The organism is Pedobacter alluvionis, from assembly GCF_003664035.1.
In the GTDB taxonomy this organism is placed as follows: Bacteria; Bacteroidota; Bacteroidia; order Sphingobacteriales; family Sphingobacteriaceae; genus Pedobacter; species Pedobacter alluvionis.
Genome location: NZ_RCCK01000015.1, coordinates 273,291 through 298,764, shown reverse-complemented (window position 1 = coordinate 298,764; position 25,474 = coordinate 273,291). Strand labels below are relative to the sequence as shown.

General features: G+C 39.2%; 15 protein-coding genes. 3 read left to right on the top strand and 12 right to left on the bottom strand.

Going from position 1 to position 25,474, the window contains the following annotated elements; all coding sequences use genetic code 11:
* Nucleotides 1-78 precede the first annotated feature (78 nt).
* Complete coding sequence (locus tag BCL90_RS23270; protein ID WP_121287703.1) at nt 79-3,117, top strand: glycosyltransferase family 117 protein; 3,039 nt, start codon at nt 79-81, stop codon at nt 3,115-3,117.
* A gap of 288 nt (nt 3,118-3,405) precedes the next feature.
* On the opposite strand, the gene BCL90_RS23265 is transcribed toward BCL90_RS23270, so the two are convergent.
* From BCL90_RS23265 to BCL90_RS23210, 12 genes are all read right to left on the bottom strand, one after another.
* A complete protein-coding gene (locus tag BCL90_RS23265) occupies nt 3,406-4,368 on the bottom strand; it encodes an acetyl-CoA carboxylase carboxyltransferase subunit alpha (protein WP_121287702.1) in 963 nt (320 codons plus the stop codon).
* A 587-nt stretch (nt 4,369-4,955) separates the two neighbouring features.
* Complete coding sequence (locus BCL90_RS23260) at nt 4,956-6,515, bottom strand: S10 family peptidase (protein WP_121287701.1); 1,560 nt, start codon at nt 6,513-6,515, stop codon at nt 4,956-4,958.
* A 219-nt stretch (nt 6,516-6,734) separates the two neighbouring features.
* Nucleotides 6,735-6,974 (bottom strand): hypothetical protein, encoded by a 240-nt coding sequence (locus BCL90_RS23255; protein ID WP_121287700.1) that lies wholly within the window; start codon nt 6,972-6,974, stop codon nt 6,735-6,737.
* Between the two features lie 104 nt (nt 6,975-7,078).
* Entirely contained in the window at nt 7,079-8,455 is a 1,377-nt protein-coding gene (locus tag BCL90_RS23250) for an MFS transporter (RefSeq protein ID WP_121287699.1), read from the bottom strand.
* 233 nt (nt 8,456-8,688) lie between these two features.
* The gene (locus tag BCL90_RS23245; protein ID WP_121287698.1) at nt 8,689-10,533 is read right to left on the bottom strand and encodes an alpha-amylase family protein; all 1,845 of its coding nucleotides are present in this window, start codon (nt 10,531-10,533) and stop codon (nt 8,689-8,691) included.
* Complete coding sequence (locus tag BCL90_RS23240) at nt 10,530-12,848, bottom strand: glycoside hydrolase family 65 protein (RefSeq protein WP_121287697.1); 2,319 nt, start codon at nt 12,846-12,848, stop codon at nt 10,530-10,532. The genes BCL90_RS23245 and BCL90_RS23240 overlap by 4 nt, the downstream gene beginning before the upstream one ends.
* A 101-nt stretch (nt 12,849-12,949) precedes the next feature.
* Complete coding sequence (gene pgmB, locus BCL90_RS23235; protein WP_121287696.1) at nt 12,950-13,648, bottom strand: beta-phosphoglucomutase; 699 nt, start codon at nt 13,646-13,648, stop codon at nt 12,950-12,952.
* Nucleotides 13,649-13,736: 88 nt separating this feature from the next.
* On the bottom strand, nt 13,737-15,674 hold the full coding sequence (locus BCL90_RS23230; RefSeq protein WP_121287835.1) for a glycoside hydrolase family 13 protein: 1,938 nt from the start codon (nt 15,672-15,674) through the stop codon (nt 13,737-13,739).
* 73 nt (nt 15,675-15,747) lie between these two features.
* A complete protein-coding gene (locus BCL90_RS23225) occupies nt 15,748-16,758 on the bottom strand; it encodes a SusE domain-containing protein (RefSeq protein WP_121287695.1) in 1,011 nt (336 codons plus the stop codon).
* 17 nt (nt 16,759-16,775) lie between these two features.
* Nucleotides 16,776-18,359 carry a RagB/SusD family nutrient uptake outer membrane protein gene (locus BCL90_RS23220; protein ID WP_121287694.1) on the bottom strand — a complete coding sequence of 528 codons (1,584 nt, stop codon included), beginning with the start codon at nt 18,357-18,359 and terminating at the stop codon, nt 16,776-16,778.
* 15 nt (nt 18,360-18,374) lie between these two features.
* The gene (locus tag BCL90_RS23215) at nt 18,375-21,362 is read right to left on the bottom strand and encodes a SusC/RagA family TonB-linked outer membrane protein (protein WP_121287693.1); all 2,988 of its coding nucleotides are present in this window, start codon (nt 21,360-21,362) and stop codon (nt 18,375-18,377) included.
* A gap of 433 nt (nt 21,363-21,795) precedes the next feature.
* A complete protein-coding gene (locus BCL90_RS23210; protein WP_121287692.1) occupies nt 21,796-22,809 on the bottom strand; it encodes a LacI family DNA-binding transcriptional regulator in 1,014 nt (337 codons plus the stop codon).
* Between the two features lie 287 nt (nt 22,810-23,096).
* Between BCL90_RS23210 and BCL90_RS23205 the strand changes: the two genes are divergently transcribed.
* Together BCL90_RS23205 and dinB are read left to right on the top strand one after the other, a co-directional pair.
* Nucleotides 23,097-23,456: a response regulator gene (locus BCL90_RS23205; protein WP_121287691.1), complete on the top strand. Its 360-nt coding sequence runs from the start codon at nt 23,097-23,099 to the stop codon at nt 23,454-23,456.
* 238 nt (nt 23,457-23,694) lie between these two features.
* Nucleotides 23,695-24,795 carry a DNA polymerase IV gene (gene dinB / locus BCL90_RS23200; protein WP_121287690.1) on the top strand — a complete coding sequence of 367 codons (1,101 nt, stop codon included), beginning with the start codon at nt 23,695-23,697 and terminating at the stop codon, nt 24,793-24,795.
* Nucleotides 24,796-25,474 lie beyond the last annotated feature (679 nt).

The window sequence follows — 25,474 nt, the reverse complement described above, 5'->3', positions numbered from 1 at the left end:
CCTGTTTTATCGACTAGAATAGTTAATTTCGGCAGCATTTTTATGTGAAAACAATTTTTAATATCATTAAATAAACCAATGAATTATTCAAAAGTTAATAATATAGTAGGCTGGATCTGCTTTTTAATTGCTACACTAACTTACGTTTTAACCTTAGAGCCTTCTGCCAGTTTTTGGGATTGCGGTGAATTTATCGCATCAGCATTCAGAATGCAGGTTGTTCACCAGCCTGGTGCACCATTATTCTTAATGATCCAACGTTTTTTCTCCATTTTCGCAGCTGGAGATTTAACTAAAATCGCTTACTGGATGAACGTTGGTTCGGCTGTTTCAAGCGGGGCAACTATCTTATTCTTATTTTGGACCATCACTGCATTGGCTAAAAAAACAGTATTAAAAGCTGGTGAAGAATTAACTACAGGAAAATTGATCAGCATTATGGGTGCAGGTGCCGTTGGTGCTTTGGCTTATACTTTCTCTGATAGTTTCTGGTTTTCGGCAGTAGAATCTGAGGTTTATGCACAATCCTCTTTATTCACCGCGATTGTATTCTGGGCTATTCTTAAATGGGAAGCACATGCCGATGAGCCACGTGCCGATCGTTGGTTATTGTTTATTGCCTATATTATGGGTTTATCAATTGGCATCCACTTATTAAACCTGTTAACCATCCCTGCACTTGCCTTCATTTATTATTTCAAAAGAACAGATAAAGCAACAACATCGGGAATTATTAAAACCCTTATTGTTGGTATTTTAATCTTAGCGGTAATCCAGTATGGTATTATCCAATACCTGGTTTCATTCGGTGCTTATTTCGATCTGTTCTTTGTGAATACATTGGGTCTTGGTTTTGGAACAGGCGTTTTATTCTTTGCCATTTTATTAATCGGCGCCCTGGTTTGGGGAATCCGTTATTCGATCAAGCATCAAAAGAAATTATTAAACTTAGGTTTAATCTCTACCGTATTAATCATTTTCGGTTACGCATCTTTCTCTATGATCATCATCAGGGCAAAAGCAGATCCGAACTTAAATAACAGCGCACCGAAAGATGCTTTCTCTTTCTTAAGCTACCTGAACCGTGAGCAATATGGTGATAGGCCATTGGGTTACGGCCCTAATTATAACTCTGAAAGAACAGGTGTAACAGAAGGAAAAACCATCTGGAGAAAAGGAAAAGAAAAATATGAAGTAGCGGGTAAAAAAACCGATTACGAGTATAACAACAATACTTTACTGCCACGTATGTATAGCGATGATCCTAAACATGCGGCTTTTTATAAAGAATGGATGCGCTTAGATGATACTAAAAATCCTAATCTTGTAGATAATGTTGGTTTCTTGTTCAGCTATCAGATTGGCTATATGTACATGCGTTATTTCATGTGGAATTTTGTTGGTCGCCAGAATGACGAGCAAGGCCAAGGTAGTGGATTTGAGGGTTCGTGGATTAGCGGCATTAAACCAATAGATGCATTGCGTCAAGGCGATCAAAGTCATTTACCGCCATCAACAGTTGATAATAAAGCATACAACCGTTTTTTCTTTTTACCGTTGATTATGGGAATAATCGGCGCACTTTGGCACTTTAAACGCAACCAGAAAGATGCTGGCGTTGTGGCTTTGTTATTCTTCTTTACCGGTATTGCCATTGTATTATACTTAAACCAAAAGCCCATGGAGCCGCGTGAAAGGGATTATGCTTATGTAGGATCTTTTTATGCCTTTGCGATATGGATAGGGCTCGGGGCACTCGCCATTAAAGAATGGCTTTTTAAAAAATTAACCCCAACTGCCGGTGCCATTGGTGCAACTGTGATTGGTTTATTGGCTGCACCGGTAATTATGGCCGAGCAGGGATGGGATGACCATGACCGCTCTACCAAAATGGTTCCTCATGATATTGCACTGGATTACTTACAATCCTGTGCACCAAATGCCATCTTATTTACTTATGGCGATAATGATACCTACCCGCTCTGGTATATCCAGGAAGTAGAAAATGTGCGGCCTGATGTGCGTATTGTAAACTTAAGTTTATTTGATACAGATTGGTACATCAATGGTTTAAGACAAAAACAAAATGAATCGGCGCCATTGCCTATTACCATGAAACCTGAACAATATGTACAGGGTGAAAGAGATGTAATGCCGTATGATGATTATAAAATTGCAGGTAATGTTGAGCTTAAAAATGTAGTTGATTTATTGTTATCAAACGATGAAAGCGATAAAGTAGCCATGCAGGATGGATCAAAATCTAACTTCCTGCCAACTAAAAACCTTAAAATTACGGTAGATCCACAACAGGTAATCAGCACAGGAACAGTGCCTGCAGCTGATGCTTCAAAAATTACCACCACCATGGATTGGAAATTTAATAAAGGTTACGTTACTAAAGGAACTTTGGCAATGTTCGATATCCTTGCACATAACAACTGGAAACGTCCGATTTATTTCGCGTCTACCGTTCCTTCAGAGCAATATAACGGTTTAGACAAGTATTTATACAGCGAAGGTTTGGCCATGCGTTTATTGCCGCTTAAAGCTGACACTACAGCATCTGAGGATAGACCAGAGCAATTGAATACCCCAATTTTGTATAATAACGTGATGACTAAATTTAAGTGGGGAAATATGAAAACCGCTAAATATTTAGATCCGCAATCATCAGATGATACTTTCATTTTCACGAATCTCTTCAGTAGCTTAACCAACAGCTTAATTAAAGAAGGTAAAACTACTGAAGCTAAAAAAGTAGTAGATAAATATTTCGCGGTAATGCCTGATAAATTCTTCGGCATCCGTACCGTTGTAGTGAAATTCTATATGGCTGAAAACTTATATAAACTAGGTGAAACTACCAGAGCAAATGATATTTTAGACAAATCTGGCGATTATATCAATAAGGAATTAAACTATCTGGCTGATATTTCACAATCGAAAGGTTTAACCGGATCGCAGAATATTCAAACCGGCTTATATTATCTGGACCGAATGATTAAAACGAGTAAAGCTGCAGGTCAGGATAAATTGAGTGATAAGCTGCAGAAAACATTCAACAACCTCGAAGGCCGTTTATCAATGTTCTTCCCGCAACAGGGTCCACAATAACAAGCGGATCTGAAAATAAGTTTACAAAGCAGCTGCATTAATTTGCAGCTGCTTTTTTTATTGAACAAACCTCGCAGGTTTTAAAAACCTGCGAGGTTTAAACAGAGCGTCATTTCGAGCGGAGTGCAACGTAGCCGAGAAATCTATCAAGATAGATCTCTCCGTTCGCTGCGCTTCAGTCGAGATGACGAGAAGTCTAGGGCGCCCCGTAATAAACCCATCGGGTTAACCACAAAAAAATCCCGTTTAGCATTGCCAAACAGGATTCAAATTTATTTTAGTTAATGATTACTCGTTTACAACACCCATCGCACAGAATTTATCAATTCGTTGTTCGATCAGTTTATCTGTTTTTAGTTTACCTAAAGCAGCTAAATCTTTAATTAGGTAATCTTTTAAAGTTTTACCCATTAACTCCGGATCCTGGTGAGCGCCACCAAGGGGTTCTGGGATAATGCCATCGATTAATTTGTTGCCAAACATATCATCGGAAGTCAATTTCAAACATTCAGCAGCTTTCTCTTTAAAATCCCAGCTTCTCCACAAAATAGATGAGCAAGATTCAGGAGAGATTACCGAGTACCAGGTGTGTTCTAACATATATACCTTATCACCGATACCGATGCCCAAAGCACCTCCGGAAGCACCTTCACCTACTACAACACAAATAATCGGCACGCGAAGGATAGACATTTCCAATAAGTTTCTGGCAATAGCTTCACCTTGTCCACGCTCTTCTGCCTCTAAACCAGGGTAAGCACCCATTGTATCGATAAAAGAGACAACCGGTTTATTAAACTTTTCAGCCAAACGCATTAAACGCAAAGCTTTACGATAACCTTCCGGGTTGGCCATACCGAAATTGCGAAACTGACGCTCTTTGGTATTTTTACCTTTTTGATGACCGATAACCATTACCGTTTGACCATTGATGGAAGCAAAACCACCGATAATCGCTTTGTCATCCTTAACCGTTCTATCACCATGCATCTCGATAAAATCATCGCAGATCATGTTAATGTAATCAAGAGTTTGTGGACGATCTGGGTGACGGCTCATCTGAACCTTGTTCCAACCGGTTAAATTTTTATATAAGTTATTGGTAGTTTCATCTAATTTACCATCAAGCTCGTCTAAAGTGGCAGACATATCTACCTTAGTTTTTTCGGCAACTTGCTTAACCTTTTCTATCTGCTGAACTAAATCGGCAATAGGTTTTTCAAAATCGAATGATGTTTTTATTTGCTGCATAATTGAACCACAAAAATAAGTAATTATTTTTAGTTTGCAGTGAACAGTTTTTTGTTTGCTTTTTTGCCGGAGTAAATCGCGTTAGCATAAAGGAAAATAGCATCGTAAATAGTCTTTTACTATTCTTTTTATTCTTCAGGATTTGAAAAGCAATTGCAGTAGTGCTTTGGTTTGGTTCTGTCCCGCCCCCGTTTCTGCTCCGATGAAACCTGTGAAACAAGCAATCAAACCATAAAAACAACAAAAATAAGTGATTAAATCGGGAGCATCCACTAAGTCGGGTTTATTTTACACCTGCCTGTGCAACTATGCCGGGTTTCCGTGCCACCGTCCTAACCTAGCTAGCCCTGATTGGAGCGGCATACTTTTTTACAGCACTACCTTCAAATTGCTGTCATGCTGAGGAACGAAGCATCTGTTTCATCGGGGTGAGATGCTTCGTGCCTCAGCATGACATGAACAATAAAAAAGATATAGCGCAAAGCAGGACGAACAATAATCATTATACTGCAACTGCGCTTCAATAAACCTAAAAGGGTTGACAGATTTAATTGCAACGTGCACAGGAATTTTTCAACGCTAAAATTTTAGAACTTAGCAGCCTCGCCTGCTTTTGGTAATGCTTTTTTGATAAACTCACGGATATGGTTATTGGCCGTTTTCAGATCATCTTTACGTAAATACATCATGTGCCCACTCCGGTAACCTTCCCAGCTCATGCGGTCTTGCAATTTACCGGCGGCATCCAACTGCCACATGCTATATTTGGCATTAAAATAATCGCAGGCTCCATCGTAATAGCCCGACTGCACCAATAAATGCAGATATGGATTCTGCGCCATGGCTTGACGCAGATTATCTCCGGTCTGATCGCCACTTTTATCCCATGGGTAAACGGAACCAAACATATTGTACTTCAAATCGGTTTTATAATTCAATTCGTTGCGGATATACATATTGATAGCTGGCGTAAAGGAATGCAGCCAGGAAGTTAGCTCTGCATTATAATCGGGTCCTTCACCTGCACTCATTTTATCTATGCCACGATAACGAGAATCTAGCCTGCCAACGGTAAAACCTTTATCTCTCAACAGCTCTTTCCAGAAGAAATCAGTCGGTACGTTGAGGTTATAATCTAATATCACTTTTTCTGAAAGACCGGAGTAACGTGCCATTTTTACGGCAATGGCCTTCTTTTTATCAGCACTCAGCATCCCACCCTGCGAAATAGCAGGAATTAACTCATTAATGGTAAAACCTTCTACTTCAGGAAGCATATCCGTTAAATCTTTGCCCTGTAAATCTTCTGATAAAGCTTTATGGTACCATGCGGTAGCCGCAAAATACGGTAAACGCAAAGCGGCATCAACAGGACCGCTACGCTCAATACCGAGTTCGGTTGGCGAAACCAATACCACACCATTTAAATACATCCATTGACTGTTTTGCAGCTCTAAAGCTAAGCCTGAAACACGTGTAGTGCCATAGCTTTCGCCAATTAAAAACTTTGGCGAAGCCCATCGGTTATTACGGGTTACAAAAGTATTGATCCACTCGGCAAGGTATTTAATATCGGCACGGACACCAAAAAATTTATTGGTTGGAATATCTTTGCTCACCGCTCTGGAATAACCTGTGTTAACCGGATCTATATATACAATATCGGCCATATCCAAAATAGAATATGGATTTTCTTTATAACCATAAGGCTGTACGGGATAACCTTCATCATCAATATTCAGCACTACCGGACCGGTATAGGCAATGTGCATCCAAACTGAAGCTGAGCCCGGACCTCCGTTAAAAGAAATCACTAAAGGCCGTCCGTCCCGATTTTGCACGTCGCTCCGTTCGTAGTAAGTATAAAACAAACCAGCAATCGGTTTTCCATCTTCATCCCAAACTGGTAATGTACCTGTAGTGGCTTTATACGGAACAGCTTTGCCATTAATATTTACCGAATGATTGGTAATTACAGAGCTCTCTACATTAATATTCCGTTCGTTTGTAGAGGATTTAGCTTCGTCTTTAACGGTAACCTGCGTAGTGGTTATGGTTTCTTTTGATTGGCCTTTTCTTGGTCCTTGTTGTGCATACGCAAAAATGCCCGTGCTTAAAAATGTAGCGAGTATAAATCTGAATTTCATCTAGTTTGGTTTGGTTGCTAAATATCAAACTATTGCAGCGTTAATCAAAAAGCGCATTAGAAATGTTACCATAAAAGCCAGCACTGCTTTTGGTATACCGATTCTTCAAAAACATGCAGTAATACTGCAGTAAAGTCTTTATTTAACGTTACGCTTAAACTACACAGGATGATAATTCTATACTTATGATTATGATGCAGCATCTATTTGTAAATTAAATTACTTTAAAGCCATTTTACTAAAAATATGGTATTCGCCAGGAGCTAAAGTTTGTGAGTAAATACCGGTACCTAAATTAATACCGGCGTTAACCGCATCGATCCAGGTTCCAGCCGATCCGAAATCGATATTTGCCGCTATATCTTCATCAGTCGATGCTTTTTTACATGCGGTAGTAAACACTGTTAACAAGAGAAACAGATAAAGGATGTTTTTGCCTTTTTCGTTCCTTGCAGACATGAACCAAGGCGGTAAATATTTTTTTTCATTGCATCTGCCTCGGTCTGTGTCCCCACAGACCGAAATCTCAATACTGGCCTGTGAGGACACAGACCACGGAATCCTTATATAGATCTATTCTCTTCTACTCCCAGTTTAGCAGTCAGAACCTCATCTGTTTTCTTTGGTTCACGGATAAATATATAACAGATTATAGCTGCTAAAATCATCAATCCACCGCCTAGTTGTACGGCCAAAAGCCTGTCGTTATTGAGTACATTGCGCATGAGCCAGCCAAAACCAAGGGAGGCAATAATTTCGGGTAATACAATAAAGAAGTTGAAGATACCCATGTAAATCCCTATTTTATTTTTGGGCAGCGAGCCGCTTAACATGGCATAAGGCATAGAAAGGATACTCGCCCAGGCAATGCCTACTCCTGTCATGCATAAATACAGCATATTTTTATCGTGCACCCAGGCTACGCTGATTAAACCTATGGCTCCACAGACTAAACAAATGGCATGTGTAGTTTTACGGCCCAATGCATCGGCAATTTTTGGTAGTACCAGTGCAAACAGAAAGGTAATAACACTGTAATAAGCGAGGGTTAAACTGCCAAAATCTGCACCATGTGCATAAACCGGATCAGCAGCATCTTTACCCCCAAAAACATTCACAGCCACTGCCGTGGTATAATAAAACCACATTAAAAACAAACCTGGCCAGGTAAAAAACTGAACCAAGGAAACAATCTGCATTCTTTTGGGCATATTCCTTAAGGCATGAAAAATTTCCCTGGCACCACCGCCAAAACCTTTATTGCTTTCTTTTAACTTTTCTTTAAAATCTACATCCTGCGGAGGGTATTCTTTAGTAGTAAGCACTGTCCACAGTACTGCTGCGAAAAAGAAAAAGGCACCGATGTAAAAAGAAAACTTCACGTTTTCCGGAATACTCCCTTTTTCTGCTGTATTGGTTAAGTGGAAGATATTATTCATGATCCACGGTAAGGCCGAAGCCACACTGCCACCCAAACCAATCATCATACTCTGCATAATGAAACCGCGGTTAACCTGACTATCGGGCAATTTATCGGTAACAAAAGCGCGGAAAGGTTCCATTGCAATGTTTCCAAAAACATCTAAAACCCAAAGCAGTCCGGCTGCCATCCAAAGCACACTACTGTGCGGCATAAAGATTAAAGCAATACTACTCACAATGGCCCCAAGCATAAAATAAGGCCTTCTTCTACCCCATTTTGGATGCCAGGTACGATCGCTCAGGTAACCTATTACCGGCTGAACCAGTAATCCGGTTAAAGGTGCTGCCAAAAACAACAATGGAACCTGATCGGGATTGGCGCCCAGATTTTCGTAAATACGACCCATGTTGGCCCTTTGTAAATCCCAACCGAACTGAATCCCGAAAAAACCAACGCTCATGTTAATGATCTGTGCAAGTGTTAATTTGGGATTCTCGAATATTGTTTTTAAGCTCATTTTGTTTAGTTTAAGCGCTCAGCGTTGGGTGCATGGCGTTATTTTCTATTGCAATTAATAAATTCTACGCTAACTAGTGCCTCATTTTTCACCACAGAGAACGCAGAGTTTTGACACAGCGTTCACCGAGAATAAATATCCTTCGTGTTTCTCTGTACTGTTACTTTGTGTGCTCTGTGGTTAGTTTTAGTTTTTTCGCTAAGCGCGTAACGCAAGACGCATAGCAAAAATCTTTAAAATTCTATCACCTGTGCACTAACCGGCGCCAAGATTACTGGAATACTTGTTCCTGCGGGAATATTTAATTTTTTGTCTGTTAACAGATCCTTAACCGGCGATGAATGTTTAACTTTTAAAATCTGATCTGGGATTTCAATATTGGCGGTTAAAGTTTCTGTCCGATCGAAATTAGCCACTACCAATAAACGCTGTTTACCCGAGTAACGGATAAAAGCATACATGCGGTTGTTCATGTTCCCAGCAACAGGCACTTCATAAATTTCGCCGTTAACTACGGCATCACTTGTTGAAGTTACTTTTAGCAGTTGTTGATAATAAGCCCTTAAATTTTGTTGGGAAGTGCTTAATTTCCCTCCATCAAACAATCCGCCGTTCATCCATTTCTGGTGGCTCGGCACACCCCAATAATCGAATATGGTGGTCCGGTTATCATCTTCGCCAAAACCTTCCTGCCCTTTACCCGGTTCGCCTACTTCCTGACCAAAATAAAGCATCACCGGACCGCCACCTAAAGTTGCCGAAACTACCATTGCGGGTAGCGCTAGTTCGGCCTTGCCTGCAAATCCGGCAGATGCAATGCGTTCTTCATCGTGATTTTCTAAAAAGCGTAACATCCGGTGGCCAAAACCAGCACTCTCTTTCTGCCAAACGAAACGGATATCTTTTACATCTGCATTTGATTCATTCCTGATCAATCTTTTTAAACCATCATATAAACCCACTTTATCGTATAGGTAATCAAATTTGCCTTCATCTAAATATTGTTTATAAACTTTTGGATTATAGGCCTCTCCGATAAAAATTAAATCAGGATTCACTTTTTTAACCTGTGGAATGACCCAGTTCCAAAAAGCAATGGGTACCATTTCGGCCATATCGCATCTAAAACCGTCTACTCCTTTATTGGTCCAATAGGTTAAAACATCGCGCATTTTCAGCCAGACTGGCGGAATGGGGTCAAAATATTGTTTTTCGCCGTTCTGATAATCTACGCCGTAATTTAACTTAATGGTTTCGTACCAATCGTCGTATTTAGGCTGCGCCGAAAACACATTGTTCCCTGTTGCTTTAGCAGGATTTTCATCAAATTTCCCATCCTGCAAACTCGTAATTGGTGTTTGCTTTGCACCACCAGTTGGCGGGGCAAACGGCTGACCAGGAGTATAATAAAAATCGTTCTGAGCACTAAATGCTTTTGTTACATCATCCTGGGCACCAAAATCGATTACATTTTTTGGTTTTGCATGAGAATGATAGCTCCTGGCAACATGATTGGGTACAAAATCGATCAGCACTTTTAAGTTTTTAGCATGTGTTCTTTTCACCAGCGCTTCAAACTCCTTCATTCTGTTATTAATATCAACAGCCAAATCAGGATCTACATCGTAATAATCGCGAATGGCGTAGGGAGAACCTGCTCTTCCTTTTACCACATCGGCGTCATCAGGTTTAATTCCGTATGCAGAATAATCAGTTAAACTTGCATGGGCAAGTGCACCGGTATACCAAACATAATTTACGCTGAGTTCTTTTATGCCATATAAGGCTTTATCGGTAATATCGTTAAACTTACCCGAACCATTTTGTTCGATGGTTCCGTAAGGGATATTGGTGGTATTTTTATTCCCAAATAAGCGGGGCAATAACTGGTAAATAACGATCTGCTTATCGTTCATTTTTTTACTTTGTTTTTGTGCAAAGGATGATGATGAAATAAGTAAAAAGAAAATTGCCACAATATAGGCTACCGCATTAAGATTGCTTCGTTCCTCGCAATGACGATCAGTCGAGGCAAATCTCCGTCCGTTTTCCATTTTACATTTTACCTCTACAATCATACCAACGCTGTGTTGTTTACTTCAATTTCAGTATTTCCGGCCAATTTATAAAACTGATTCCTGATACCAATTTCTAAATCAACAGCGGCATTATTTTTAATATTGATACCGCTCTCGGTGATATTAATTTTTAAGGTAGTTCCTCTAAAGCCGATAGTAAATGAAAAAGATTTCCATTTGCCTGGCAAGAAAGGATTAAACTGCAATTTACCATCGCGCACACGCATGCCTGCAAAACCTTCTACCACACTCATCCAGGTTCCTGCCATCGAAGTGATGTGCAAACCATCTTCTGTATCGTTGTTATAATCATCCAGATCTAAACGGGCGGTACGTAAGTAGAATTCGTATGCACGTGCTTCGTCATTTAATTTTGCTGCTAAAATACTGTGTACACAAGGCGACAATGAACTTTCGTGCACGGTACGGGGCTCATAAAAGTCAAAGTTGCGTTTTAATGTATCCTGATCGTAATCTTCTTCAAAGAAATATAAGCCCTGTAAGACATCGGCCTGTTTAATGAAGCACGAGCGTAAAATCCTGTCCCAGCTCCATTTTTGATTAATCGGACGTTCGCTGGCAGGAAGATCTTTCACCAAAATTTGTTCTTTATCTAAATATCCATCTTGCTGTAAGAAAATGCCCAATTTTTCATCTTGTGGATAATACATCTTTTCGATAATATCAGCCCAATCAGTAAATTCATTTTGATCGAAATCTAAGTTTTTTAATAAGCTGTTATATTTCTCTGGCTGCTGTGCTTTTACAATTTCAGCGGCTTCCGTTGCATATTTCATGCACCAGGTTGCCAAAATGTTGGTGTACCAGTTGTTGTTTACATTGTTCTCATATTCGTTTGGTCCGGTTACCCCAAGCATTACATATTGCTGTTTGTCATTGCTCCAGTTAACGCGTTGTTTCCAAAAACGAGCAATACCGATCAATACTTCTAAACCAAAGTCAGAAAGATAACTTTCATCCCCTGTATAACGGATATAATTAAAAATGGCAAAAGCGATAGCGCCATTACGGTGGATTTCTTCAAAAGTAATTTCCCACTCGTTATGGCATTCCTCACCGTTCATCGTTACCATTGGATACAATGCTGCACCATCTTTAAAACCTAATTTCGCGGCGTTTTCAATAGCTTTACCCAATTGTTTATGTCGATACACTAACAAATTTTTACTTACTTCCTGTGGAGCAGTTGCCAGGTAAAAAGGCACGCAATAAGCCTCAGTATCCCAATAGGTTGAACCACCATATTTTTCGCCAGTAAAACCTTTCGGACCAATATTCAATCGATCATCTTTACCGGTGTAGGTTTGAAAAAGCTGAAAAATATTGAAACGAATAGCCTGCTGAGCAGAAACATCGCCTTCGATAATGATATCACTTTCTTCCCACTTGCTTGCCCATGCTTCGGTTTGTTCCTTTAACAAGGTATCGAATCCTTTAGCAGATGCTTTGGCAATTACTGATTTTGTTTTTTTTAAAAGTGACTCTTTTGGGTAATTTTCTGAAGATAAATTCGCCGCGATTTTAACCAGCGTGATCTCTTCGTTTGCTTTTACCTCAAGAGAAAAAGTTTGTCCCACAAATTTCTCTTTACGAACAGCCTCTGGATTGATATCTAATTTCTCAGCATTTTTATACAGTTCGATATTACTCCCGGTGCAAACTTCAAATTCAGTTTTCTTTGTTCTTAGTTTGATATAAGCTTCTGTTCCCGAAATTTCATCTGCAATTTTATCCCAGAATTTTTCGTCATAGTTGCTGTCCTGATTTTTAATATCGCCATCAATAAAAGGCATCAAGGTTAATCTCCCATCGAAATTTAATGGGGTAATGCTATAACAGATCGCACCAACTTCATCATCAGCGATGCTGCAAAAACGGGTTGATTTAACTTTTAGGGTTTTACCGCTTTTTAACTTTGCCGTGAAGGTACGCTCCAGATATCCCGCATGCATGTTCAGTACACGTTTAAAACCGTTTACCTCAGCTGTTGCCAGATCAAGGATTTCATCATCGATTTTTACTTGGATACCTATCCAGTTTGCCGCGTTTAATACTTTCGCAAAATATTCCGGGTAACCGTTTTTCCACCACCCCACGCGTGTTTTATCTGGGTAATAAACACCTGCAACGTAATTTCCAGGTAGGGTTTCTCCGGTATAAGTTTCTTCAAAATTGGCGCGCTGGCCCATACGTCCATTACCCAAACTGAAAATACTTTCCGAAATTTTATTTAAATGTGGATCAAAGCCTTCTTCGATAATATTCCACTCATCTGCTTTAATGTAGTTTCTCATATTCTAGTATCAAGTAGCGAGTTACTAGTATCAAGTGATTAGTATTGGGTATCAAGATAAATCCACTACTTGATACTCACTACTTAATACTTGCTACTCCTTTACAACTCTTCTAAATCTCTAACTGTTAATTTATCTAATCCGCTTACTACCACATCTGCCTGGGTAAGTACGCTTTTTTCGCCGATACCGATGGCTTTCATTCCGCCTCTCTTTGCTGCTTCTACGCCTGCAACGGCATCTTCAAAAACCACACATTCATCAGGTTTAAAGCCTAAAAGTTCTGCTCCTTTTAAAAATACCTCGGGATCTGGTTTTGATTTGGTTACCATATTGCCATCCACAATTTCATCGAAGAAATGGGCCAAATTTGTTTTTTCTAAAATGATCCCTGAGTTTTTGCTGGCTGAGCCTAATGCCAGTTTATAGCCTGCTTTATGTATTTCTGTCAAGAAATCAACTGTTCCAGGCAAAACTTCAGCAGGTGTCATTTTGGTAATCATATCTACATACCAGCCGTTTTTTAAACTGGCCAGTTCTTCTTTTTCGGCATCGGTTTTCTCTACGCCGCCCCAGGCCAAAATCTTGTTCAAACTTTCTACGCGGCTAACGCCTTTTAACTGCTCATTCTGCTCCTCGGTAAAATCGAAACCCATAGCATTGGCCAAACGTTTCCAGGCTTTATAATGGTAAACCGCAGTATCTACCAGCACACCATCGAGGTCGAAAAGACAAGCCTTTATTGAGGCAGAAGGCGTAAGGTTGAAGGTAGAAGGTCCTATATGACTATTATTTTGCATCTTTTATTATATTTTTTTGTATCAGGTAGTGAGTATCAGGTATCGAGATGTAAAGCCTTGCATTTTAAACCCTATACCGTTTAACCTTCTACCTTAATTCGAGCACCAAAGTGGTCTTAGCGGGTACTTTAATGTTTTTGAATTCGATGTTTTCGTCAGTAATTACATTTTTAGCAGTTGTAATTCCTGCTGTTCTTTCTGCAAAGCGATCGGTATTTAATGTTTTTTCTTTATCAGTATTGTTTACAATAACCATTACAGTGCCTTTTGGTTCTACATTGTAGCGGAAATAAACATAAATATCATCTTGCGGTACAAACTGCATCAGTTTACCTGTTTGCAATGCCGGACTGTTTTTGCGAAAATTAGCTAAGGTTTTTACAAAGTTGAACGCTTCATTCTCTTTGTTTGTACGTCCATCGGCAATAAATTTATCTTTTTTATCACCTTCCCATCCACCAGGAAAATCAGAACGGATCAATCCATCTGGATTGGAGAAATTTTTCATTAAAATTTCAGTTCCGTAATACATCTGCGGAATGCCCCGCATGGTTAACAAGATACTCATTCCCATTTTGTATTTGTCGAAATCTTCACCAACCATTGAGTAAAAGCGGCTCAAATCATGGTTATCTAAAAATATGCAATTGGTATTTGGGTTTTTGTAAAGAAAATCATGCGCTAAGGTTGCATACAAACGGTTAATTCCGTCTACCCAACCATTCTTGCCATTTATTCCTTCATAAATCGCATCTTTTAAAGTAGCATCGGTAATGCCTTGTAAATGGGTATCGAAACCACGGTTAACAGTATTACCACCCGTAAAAAAAGCCTGATTGGCCACTGCGGTTACCAATGTTTCTCCGAAAACGGATAAGTGCGGAAATTCTGCCTGCACTTTTAAAGCCCAATCGGCCATATAAACCGGATCGTTGTAACCGTAGGTATCCAGGCGTAAACCATCAATACCTGCATATTCAATCCACCAGATGTGGTTTTGAGTCAGGTAATTTTGTACATAAGGATTCCGTTGGTTTAAATCGGGCATTGAAGGTACAAACCAGCCATCCAGCATCTGCTTGCGGTCGGCTGCTGATGCATGTACATCCATTAAGGTCTGATCGCGATAACTCGTTTGCGTGTATTTCGGCCATTGGTTTAACCAGCTTTTCATCGGTAAATCTTTATAAAACCAATGTTGGGTACCAATGTGGTTGTGTACAATATCTTTAATCACTTTTAATCCTTTGGCATGGGCAATCTCTACATACTTTTTATAAAGTGCATTTGTGCCATAACGTGGATCAATTTTATAATGATCGGTTACTGCGTAGCCATGATATGAAGCTTGTGGCATATCATTTTCTACCTCTGGTGTCATCCAAACTGTAGTTACGCCTAGATCTTTCAGGTAATCAAGATGGTTAATTACTCCCTGGATATCACCGCCATGGCGGTAGTACATGCTATCGCGGTTTAATGAGGTTTCGGTTAAACCCTGAATAACATCGTTGCTTTTATCGCCGTTCGAAAAACGATCGGGCATGAGCAGGTAAATAAAATCTTTGTTGGTTACGCCTTGAATCCTGCCCGCACTTTTATCGCGGTTTTTTAATTCATAGGTGTAAGTAAATGTGTTTTTTCCGTTAAAGGCAAAGTTAATCGGGAATTTGCCGGCCTTGGCTGATGGAGCAATTGTTAAGTCGAGAAATAAATAATTCGGGTTTTCAACTTTGTTAACCTTTGCGAGTTTTACCCCTGGATAAGCTAATGAAACCGAGCTTGAAGCAATGTTTTCACCATGAACAAGCAATTGCAATATAGGATTGTGCATACCTGTAAACCAGAACATCGGTTCTACCCGCTCTAACTTTTGGGCAAAAAGATTGATGCTGCTAAACAGTACAATAAGAATAGTCAGCGTTTTTTTAAATCTCCACGCATTTGCATGGATTTTAGTTTGAGCATTTAAAACAGAAGAATTAAGGGACTGGACAGTAACTACTGAAGTAAGCGATTTGATCATGCTAAAACTTTTTAATGTTTTTAAAAATCCTGCAGAGATCAAAAGATCTCTACAGGAATAGTATAGTTAATAATTAAATTTTAACCATGGTGTAAGCACCTGTTTTACCATCGGCATTAAGTGTTAAGATCAGCTTATATGTACCAGCTACAGTAACATTAACATCTCCACCATTATCACCAATACTGGTTCCCCAATCGTGATTTCTTCTGAACTTAAAGGCACCAGGAGTTAAAGCAACTGTTGCAGTCCATGTATTTTTACCATCATTTACCGGACTAAGGTCGGTATCAACAGACCAGTTACTTCCCGGAATGGCATTACCAATAATTGACCAGTAATCTGCATCGGCAATGGTGTAAACATTCGCATTAAGATCGACAGTTAGCAGTTTAAAACCTGCCGAGATGGAGCTGATATCACCACCGGAAGTACTGAGTTTACCACCTCCTGCATCGCCATAAGCTAAGTCAAATTTCTTCGCAGCAGTAATCTTAAAATTACCACCATCGAACTTGATAATTCCGGTATAAATGCCATTGCCGACGACAGAAACTAAGCTATCAGCTGTTAGTGGATTCCATCCCTGATATGCCCCCGGTACGTACACCCAGGAAGTTAAAGGGAATGGCTTTGCACTTATAGAAACTACGTTACTGTAAACCGGAGCTATCGCATTGGAGATGGCCGCTTTTACCCTGATTTCTACATCAGAATTTACAGCAGTAGATAAATTTAAAGAAAGCAGTAAATTGTTAAAATCCAATCCATTATAACTTTTAGTAGTCACATTTGGATCAAAAATTACTTCTTTTGTTTTATCTGCTGCAAAATTTGCTCCTTTTGGAGATAACTGTAAAGTATTGGTAACAGCTGCCTGATAACCAAAATTAGCATTGCTTAAAGTAAAAGTAACCACATTGGTAGTGAGCATGCTTTTATCCAAAACTACCGATGTAGCCGAACTTTTTAAAGAACCTCCGGTGCCTGCATTGGCTATGGCACGGGTTTCGTCCTTTTTGCATGACCATAGCGAGAGCGTGATAAAGCTAAAGGCTAAGGATTTAAAGAATATTGATTTCATCTTTATAAATATTAAGATTAATAACCTGTGTTCTGAACCAGATTTGGATTGGCAATTAAATCTGCTGTCGGAATTGGATATAAGTTACGGTAAGCCGGTAAACTTGCGCCTGCTTTAACGCCACCTTTAAATGGCCATAAATAAGTGGAACCAGTAAATTTGCCATAACGGATTAGATCGGTACGACGGTGCGCTTCCCAATACAATTCACGCGCACGTTCATCTAAAAAGAAGTCTACAGAGAGGGTGCTTACATCGCCACTGTTGTTACCATAAGCACGGCGACGCAAGTTATTCACATAGGTAAGTGCTTGTGCAGTACTCCCGCCTGAACCACCACGCATTACGGCTTCACCATAAATTAAGTATTGCTCTGCTAAACGGAATAATGCAAAATCCAATGAACTGAATGTGCCATTTAACGATGCAGGTGTAACTCCTCCGGAAGTAACGTTTTTAAATTTGGTTACCCTTAATCCATCTGTAAATACACCAATGTCATCTACGTTGCTTTTTGTTCCAAAAAATATACCGCGTTTATCTGCCGTTCCGTTAGGATCAGGAAATAATGCCGGTAAGTTCTGACGGGTTCTGTTACCACCCCAGCCACCTGAAGGTACTCCATAAGATGCAGGGCTCATGTCTGCATTAATTGCAGCATTAACCAAAAAGGTAGTTCCTCCGAAATTTGTTCCTCTTACACCATCGTAATTAATGGTTAAAATGTTTTCTGTATTATTTACATTATTATCGGCCAAAAATAAATCTCTGTAATTGGCTTTTAATGAATAACCAGAGTTGATCACCTTAGTTGAGTAGGTAATGGCTTCTGTATATTTTGCTGTTCCGGTGTAAACCTGGGCATTTAAATATAATCTGGCTAACAAAGCCCAGTCTGCTCCTTTATCTGCACGACCATAATCATTGGTACGGGGATCGGCCAAATCGCCTTCAATCGCTTTTAATTCTGATTCTACATAAGCGAACAAAGCTGCTCTTTGAATTTGTTTAGGATTGGTTTTGCCAATCGCATCCTCTTCTGTTACGAATGGAGGATTTCCGAAACCATCTAATAAAACCCAATATTGAAATGCTCTTAAGAAGCGGGCTTCGGCACGGTAACGTTGAATGGCTGAAGCATCGGAACCGGTAATATTGCGACTTGCCAACTTCTCTGGTGTGCTTTCGCGAAGAAACTCATTGCAAATCGTAATCTGCAAAATGCTTTTAGAATATAAACCCCTTAAAAATTGATTATCGCTATTCCAGGTAGCATAATCTAATTCCGGAATACCTGTATCTCCCCAGGCACAAATTGCTTCATCGGTTACCAGCTCCTGTGAAGTCCAGAATAACCGGAAGAAATCTGCAAATCCTGCGTTTAAGCCACCAATATCACTATTATCTGATCCTGTTGGACTGGTTAATGCATAAGTAGCGTACAATTTTACCAGCTCTTGTTTGTATCCCGCAGGCGTAGCATATACCACGTCGGCAGTTACATCATTCGTAGGCTTTAAATTTAAGGCATCTTTCTTACAAGAATTTAAAGAAAGTAATAAACCTGTGGTTGCCAATATTATTTTAAACGAATTTTTCATTTCTCTTTATCTTTATTAAAAACCAACATTTAAACCTAAAGTGTATGTCCTTGGTCTGGGATATAACTTAAAGTCGATACCATCTGTTAACTCAGGATCCAGCCCTTTATATTTAGAGATTACAAACACATTCTGGCAATTGGCCGTAATTCTTAAACTGGTGTTGCTATTTTTAAATAACTTACCGGCGTCATAAGCCAGGCCAAGGTTATCCATTTTTAAGAAGGAAGCATTTTTAACATAGTAATCACTTAAATACTGACTTGTAGTGAAGTTGGTGTTTAAGAAATCTACAGCAGCATTGTTAATTAAGCCCGCTGAGCTAAGGATATTGTTTCTAATACCAAAGTTTGATGATACGTTATCATAAACATAATTGCCTAAGTTAGCTCTCAATACCGTACTAATGGTCCATTTTTTATAACTGAAAGCAGTATTGAACCCCAAAGTAATTTTAGGATCTGGCGACTTATAAAAATACTGATCACTTGAGTTCACTACACCATCGCCATTTGAATCTTCATATACACCTTCCAGTGGCTTTCCGGCACTGTTATAAACCTGTTTGTAAACGTAGAAGGCACCAGGAAGTTGATTTACAGCATTGTATTTAATGGTAACCCCTGTTCCACCAGTAATGTCGCCTGCACCTTGCTTACTTCCCGGATCAGGATTTAAGGTTAAATTGGTTACTTTTCTTTTGTTATAAGCTGCATTGAAGCCAAAATCCCATGAAACGTTTTCCGTTTTGATAGCTGCAAAATTTAAGCTAAACTCAGCTCCTCTTACATCCATATTACCCACATTGGTAATCAAATTATTGTTAAAGTTTGTTCCTACAGGAATGTTCACCGTAGCCAATAAATCTTTTGTCTTTTTATAGTAAACGTCTATTGCCCCGTAGATTCTTCCTTTGAAAAAGCCATAATCTAAACCAGCATTATAGGTGGTGGTGGTTTCCCATTTTAAATCCGGATCATAGGCAGAAGGTGCGTAATAATCGTAAAAAGTATCGCCTATCTGGTATTGGCCTGTGTTACTGTTTGAATAATATTTAGCTAAATAACTGTAATCGCCTACGGTATCTCCATCTTTATTACCCGTTTCACCGTAACTTAACCTCAGTTTTAAATCTGAAACGGCTTTACTTTCCTTTAAGAAGTTTTCGCCTGCAATTCTCCAGGTAAAACCAACTGAAGGGAAATAACCCCAACGGTTTTCCTCGGCGAACCTTGATGACGCATCTGCACGCATGGTTCCTGAAAGGATGTATTTATCGGCTAAGGTGTAAACTAACCTTCCGTAGTAGGATAACAATTTGTTGCGGTCAACAGAGAATGGAAACTTAGGCGTAGTTCTTAATACCCCTGTTGCACTATATTCGTTAAAGCTGAAGTTTGTTTTCGCATTATCATAATACCCATAACCCGCGGTTGCATCAAAACGACTTCTGATGCTGGCCACATCTTTGGCATAATTTAAATAAAACTCAGATACCTTATTATTGGATGTATTCAGCGATTGAGTAGAAGATCCGTTAGTTGAAAAGCTTGTGGCGGCAAATGCCGGAACAAAAATACGTCCTGTGCCTTTAGAAACATCGTAACCTAAATTTAAGTTAGCATGCAATTCTGGCAAAAAGTGGAAAGAATAGTCGAATCTTACATTTCCAAAGCTTCGGGCGGCGTTTCCATTATTATTTCTTAACATGATCTGCGCTACCGGATTTCTTGGTGCGTTGGGATTCAAGGATCCATCTGCTCTTAACCATTCGAAATAATTTCCAAACTGATTAGTTGCGGTAACCGGTTGCGTAGGATCAAACTGAATGGCATTTGCAATGGCATTATTGTTATCATTGGCAAAGTGTGATTCGGTTAATGTCCCTTTAAGGCTTAAATCAATTTTTAAGTGATCGGTGAATAATCTTGGTGAAACTGTAATGGCTCCTGTTGCCCGGTTAAACCTATCAGTAATTAACAAACCTTGCTGATCTAAATAACCTGCTGATACACGATAAGGAACACCGTGAAACTTACCCGCAATACTAAGGTTATTATCACTTGCAAAAGCATTTTGAAAGATTTCATTCTGCCAATCAGTGTTTGCTTTTCCTAAAAGCGAAACAAATGTTTTGCCTACATCATAGGCAGCGGTTGGATTGGCATTTACAAAAGTACGGATTTGATCTGCCGAGAGCACATCTACCTTTTTTGCAATGGTTGCAACAGAATTATTGGTACTGAAATTAATTACCGGCGCACCTGTACCCCCTTTTTTAGTGGTAATTAAGATTACGCCATTGGATGCTCTGGAACCATAAATTGCTGTAGCATTTGCATCTTTCAACACGGTAAAGGTCTCGATGTCGTTCGGGTTGATCAATGATAGAGGACTAGGTGCATTATCGATTGATTTTCCACTGAAAGGAACTCCATCAATAACAATTAAAGGGTCGTTACTTGCATTTAATGAGGCTCCGCCACGGATGCGGATCTGACTACCAACACCTGGCTGACCACTACTGCTAATAATGTTAACCCCTGCCACTTTACCTTGAATGAGTTGTTCAGGCGTTGTGATCGTTCCTTTTTGGAAATCTTTAGCACCTACCGTAGTGATTGACCCGGTTAGATTCTTTTTTTCGGCAGTACCATAACCGATTACCACAACTTCATTCAGTTTTTGTGCATCAGGCACCAATTGAAAATTAACAGTAGCATTTGTTGAAATGCTTACGGCTTTATCAAGGGTTTGATAGCCGATAAAACTTGCAGATAACGTTACCGAACCATTCGATAATCCTGCCAGTTTAAAGTTACCATCAGCATCGGTTGACGTACTTCTTGTTGTTCCTTTAACAATTACAGAAGCGCCGGGTAATGGTAGGCCGGTTTCATCAAGCACCTTACCAGATACAGATCCGGTTTGTGCTTTTACCATTAATGCTGAAAAAACCAACAGCACCAAAAACCCCTGTTTTAACAGGTAAAATACTCTCATATTTGAAGCTCGTTTAAGTATAAAAATTTGGTTAAATATTATAGTGATTTACACATTGGCCTAATTTACAGCTGTTAATGATATTTCAAAATTTATTTAAAAAATATATTTCTGGCTAAAACATCAACAATAAAATCAGCATAAAAAATAGTTTTTTAATACAGGAAAAAGTCTACTACAAACAATTGTTAAATTTTTAATTAATTGAATATCAGATTTTTATAATTTAAAAATTTTAATTTAAAGTGTAATAATTACACTAAGTTATTTTTAGTGCTTTTTTCGGGAACGTTCCCGAAAAAATTGAGCCAAAATTCTTATTGTTTTCGGGAACGTTCCCGAAAATCGGTCTAAATTCTGCGTATTTTACACTAAGTGAAGAAAATTTTTGAAAATTTCAGACTAAAAATGAGGCCATTTTGGGGGGCTTTATTTACCCATTTACAGTCGAATTCCGCTTGATAATTTTAGATTCTAAAACCACCTCGTTTGGCAGGTTCTTATCGGCATGATCATCTAAAATAGTAAACAACAATTTAGCCGCTTCTTCCCCTATTTCGGTAGCCGGTTGGGTGATGGTAGTAAGGGAAGGATTTAACAAAGGGGCTATTTCCAAACTGGAGAAACTGATCACCTTTAAATCTTTGGGAATGTTAATATTGAGATCGTAACAAGCATAATAGGTGGCAAAAGCCAAGCGCTCTACCGAGGTAAAAACACCATCGGGTTTTAATTGCATTAAAGCCTCTTTAATGATCACACTATTTTCTTCGTAACTGTTACTGCAATCTACAATCAAATTTTCCTGGAAAGGAATCTGGTGTTTGGCCAGTGCATCAAGATAGCCTTGCATACGGGTTTTACCTATAGATAAACTTTTATTCACCACCAGGTAAGCAATTCTTGTACAACCCTGCTCTATTAAATGTTCTGTTGCCAGAAAACTACTGTTATAATCATTTGTAATTACCCTTGGCGTATCAATGTCTTCGTAAATACGATCGAAAAATACCAGAGGCAGCCTTTTAGTGCCAAATTTATTGAGGTAATTATGATCGTTGGCTTCTCCGGAAACGGACATAATAATGCCATCGGCCCTGCCATTGTGTAAGTGGCGAATGAAAGTTACTTCCTTTTGATAATCATCATCAGTAACATAAATCAGGATATGGTAACCATTTTCTCTGGCTACGCGCTCAATACCGTGAATGGCCTGCGAAAAATAATTATTTGCTAATTCGGGTACAATGACGGCAATGGTTTTACTTTTTTGCTCCCTTAAATTACTGGCGTAATGGTTGGGCTGGTAGTTTAATTCTTTCGCCTTGGTCAGTATACGCTCTTTGGTAACATGATTAATGTCACTATTATCCCTAAAAGCCCTCGAAATTGTAGAAGTAGATAAATTTAATGCTTCTGCTAACTTCTTTATATTAATACTATCCATTTTTGGCTGTTAAACCCAATTAAGTCGAATAAACGCTGTAAATATAAAATATTAATGCACGAATATCTGCCATGTAAAATAAATTATCAGTTAATTCACTAGTGCGGGAATAAAACAGCTATACTTTATCAATTGACATTAGTCAATATTCACCATAAAATTCTTTAAATAAATATTCATTTTTTTTAAAACAAAAAGCATCTTTACTGCATTAATTAATATACGCTATTAATCACCTTCTCATTTAACCTATTGCAAAACAAAACCAGATGAAATAAAATTACAAAATGGGAAATAAGAAAATATTCATCGCCGATGATGACGAAGGAATTGTTGACGCTGTGACGATGATTTTGGAAGTAATGGGCTATAATGTTGAATTTACATATGATGGTGGGGCAGTAATAGATGCGGTAAAAAACAAGCCAGACCTGATTATGCTCGATATATGGATGAGTGGATATGATGGCAGGGATATATGCAGACAACTTAAAAACGACCCGGAATTTAGTAAAATTCCAATTTTAATGATCTCCGCCAGTAGAGACATCAGGCAATCTGCACTCGATGCAGGTGCTAATGATTTTATGGAGAAACCATTCGAGATGGATTCGCTGCTGAATAAGGTAGAGGTATTGTTGGACTAGATAAAAGGTTTAAGGTGTATGGCTTTTCGAAACGATTGTCATCTCGACTGGCGCGCAGCAGAACGGAGAGATCTGCCTTCATAAATTTAGCTTCGCTCAAATCTTATTATTCAATCTCCTTAAAATAAAACCGTTCGGGCAATTACTTAAAACAAAGTCGATACTCTCTCCATATTTTGTAAAGAAAAAAAATCTAAATCAATAATCCTGATAAAAATCACGAAATTTAGATCATTACATGTCTGATTTAGATCCACCGGTTTTAAGAAAAATAATTCATATTGATATGGATGCTTTTTACGCATCTGTAGAACAACGCGATTTTCCTGAATACCGTGGAAAGCCTTTAGTGGTTGGTGGCAAACCGGATAGCCGTGGTGTGGTTTCTACAGCCAGTTACGAAGCACGGCAATATGGAATCCGCTCTGCAATGCCGAGCAGTAAAGCTTACCAGCTTTGCCCGACAGCAATTTTCGTCTACCCCCGTTTTGATGCCTACACCGCTGTTTCGAAAGCGCTTAGAGAAATTTTTAGCCGGTACACCGATAGTATAGAACCCCTTTCATTGGATGAAGCTTACCTCGATGTAACAGAAGATAAACTCGGAATTGGGTCGGCTATTGATATTGCACAATCGATTAAAGATGCCATTAAAAATGAGTTAAACTTAACCGCTTCGGCAGGCGTATCGATCAATAAATTTGTGGCCAAAGTAGCTTCAGATATGAACAAACCTGATGGTTTAACTTTTATTGGCCCATCGAAGATTGAAGCTTTTATGGAAAAACTTCCGGTAGAAAAATTCTTTGGGGTAGGTAAAGTTACCGGCGCCAAAATGAAGGCCATGCAGATTAATACGGGTGCAGATTTAAAAAAATTAACTGAAGCCCAGCTTGTTGCCCAATTCGGGAAATCGGGAATGTTTTATTATAAAATTGTGCGTGGTATTGATGAACGCCCCGTTCAGTCGAATCGCGAAACCAAATCGGTAGGCGCAGAAGATACCTTTTCAGAAGATACCAATGAAGATTCGGTGATGCACGATCTGCTGAAACAGATCAGTGAAACCGTAGCTAAACGTTTGGAAAAATACCAGCTAAGCGGAAAAACAGTAACCCTAAAAATCAAGTTCGCCGATTTTAAACTGATTACGCGTAGCCGTTCTTTTGCTATACCGATAAACAAAGCTGAGGTAATTTATGCAGAGGCGATTAAACTTTTGGAAGAGGCCGCTATCGGTACAACACAGGTGAGGCTTTTAGGTATTACCTTATCGCGGTTTTATGATGATGTGGAAATCGAAAAGCCAGAAAGTAATCAGCTGGAATTTGAGTTTTGATGAAAACATAAGCGTAAGGCCAGTACAAAAACAGAAAAGATAATATACTAATTTCCATTTGGAGCGCAATACCTGTACTAAACAGTCAGTTTCTTCCCGTTTTACGCTTATACGCTTCGCTGCCTCGTACCTCGTTGCTGCAGGGTATCACTTCAACCGGGGCTATTGGGAAAAAACAGTATTTCATTTTCGGGGTTGCATTTTGCACCAGCCTTTGTGCCTAAACCCGACAGCAGCGGTTCCGATCCTTCATCGGAAGTAGCGAATGGCGGGACTGAGCGCCACCAGGAACCACTAAACGCTCATTTCCTAATGCTAATAACTACTCAAATAGCTTTTTGCCTGCATACATAAAGCTATCTATTCAGTCTGTGAGGACACAGACCAAGGAATAGGATTCATCATAAATTGATAACTACAGTAGTTTTTTGACCATATAAGGCATTTAAGAAACATATAAGCTCATGTATCGCAGAACCAGAAACGTCGTCCTTTCGACTGAAGCGCAGCGAAATGGGGAAATCTTTTAATTTTATTAAACCAGTCTTGTAGATTTCTCCACTGCGGTCGAAAGGATGATCTATCGCATGCAATGAAGATTAGTAGTTTAATTGCATGATTCAAACACCCCGTCCTGCGGACACCCTCTAAAAGAGGGAAACAAAAAAGGTCCTGCAAA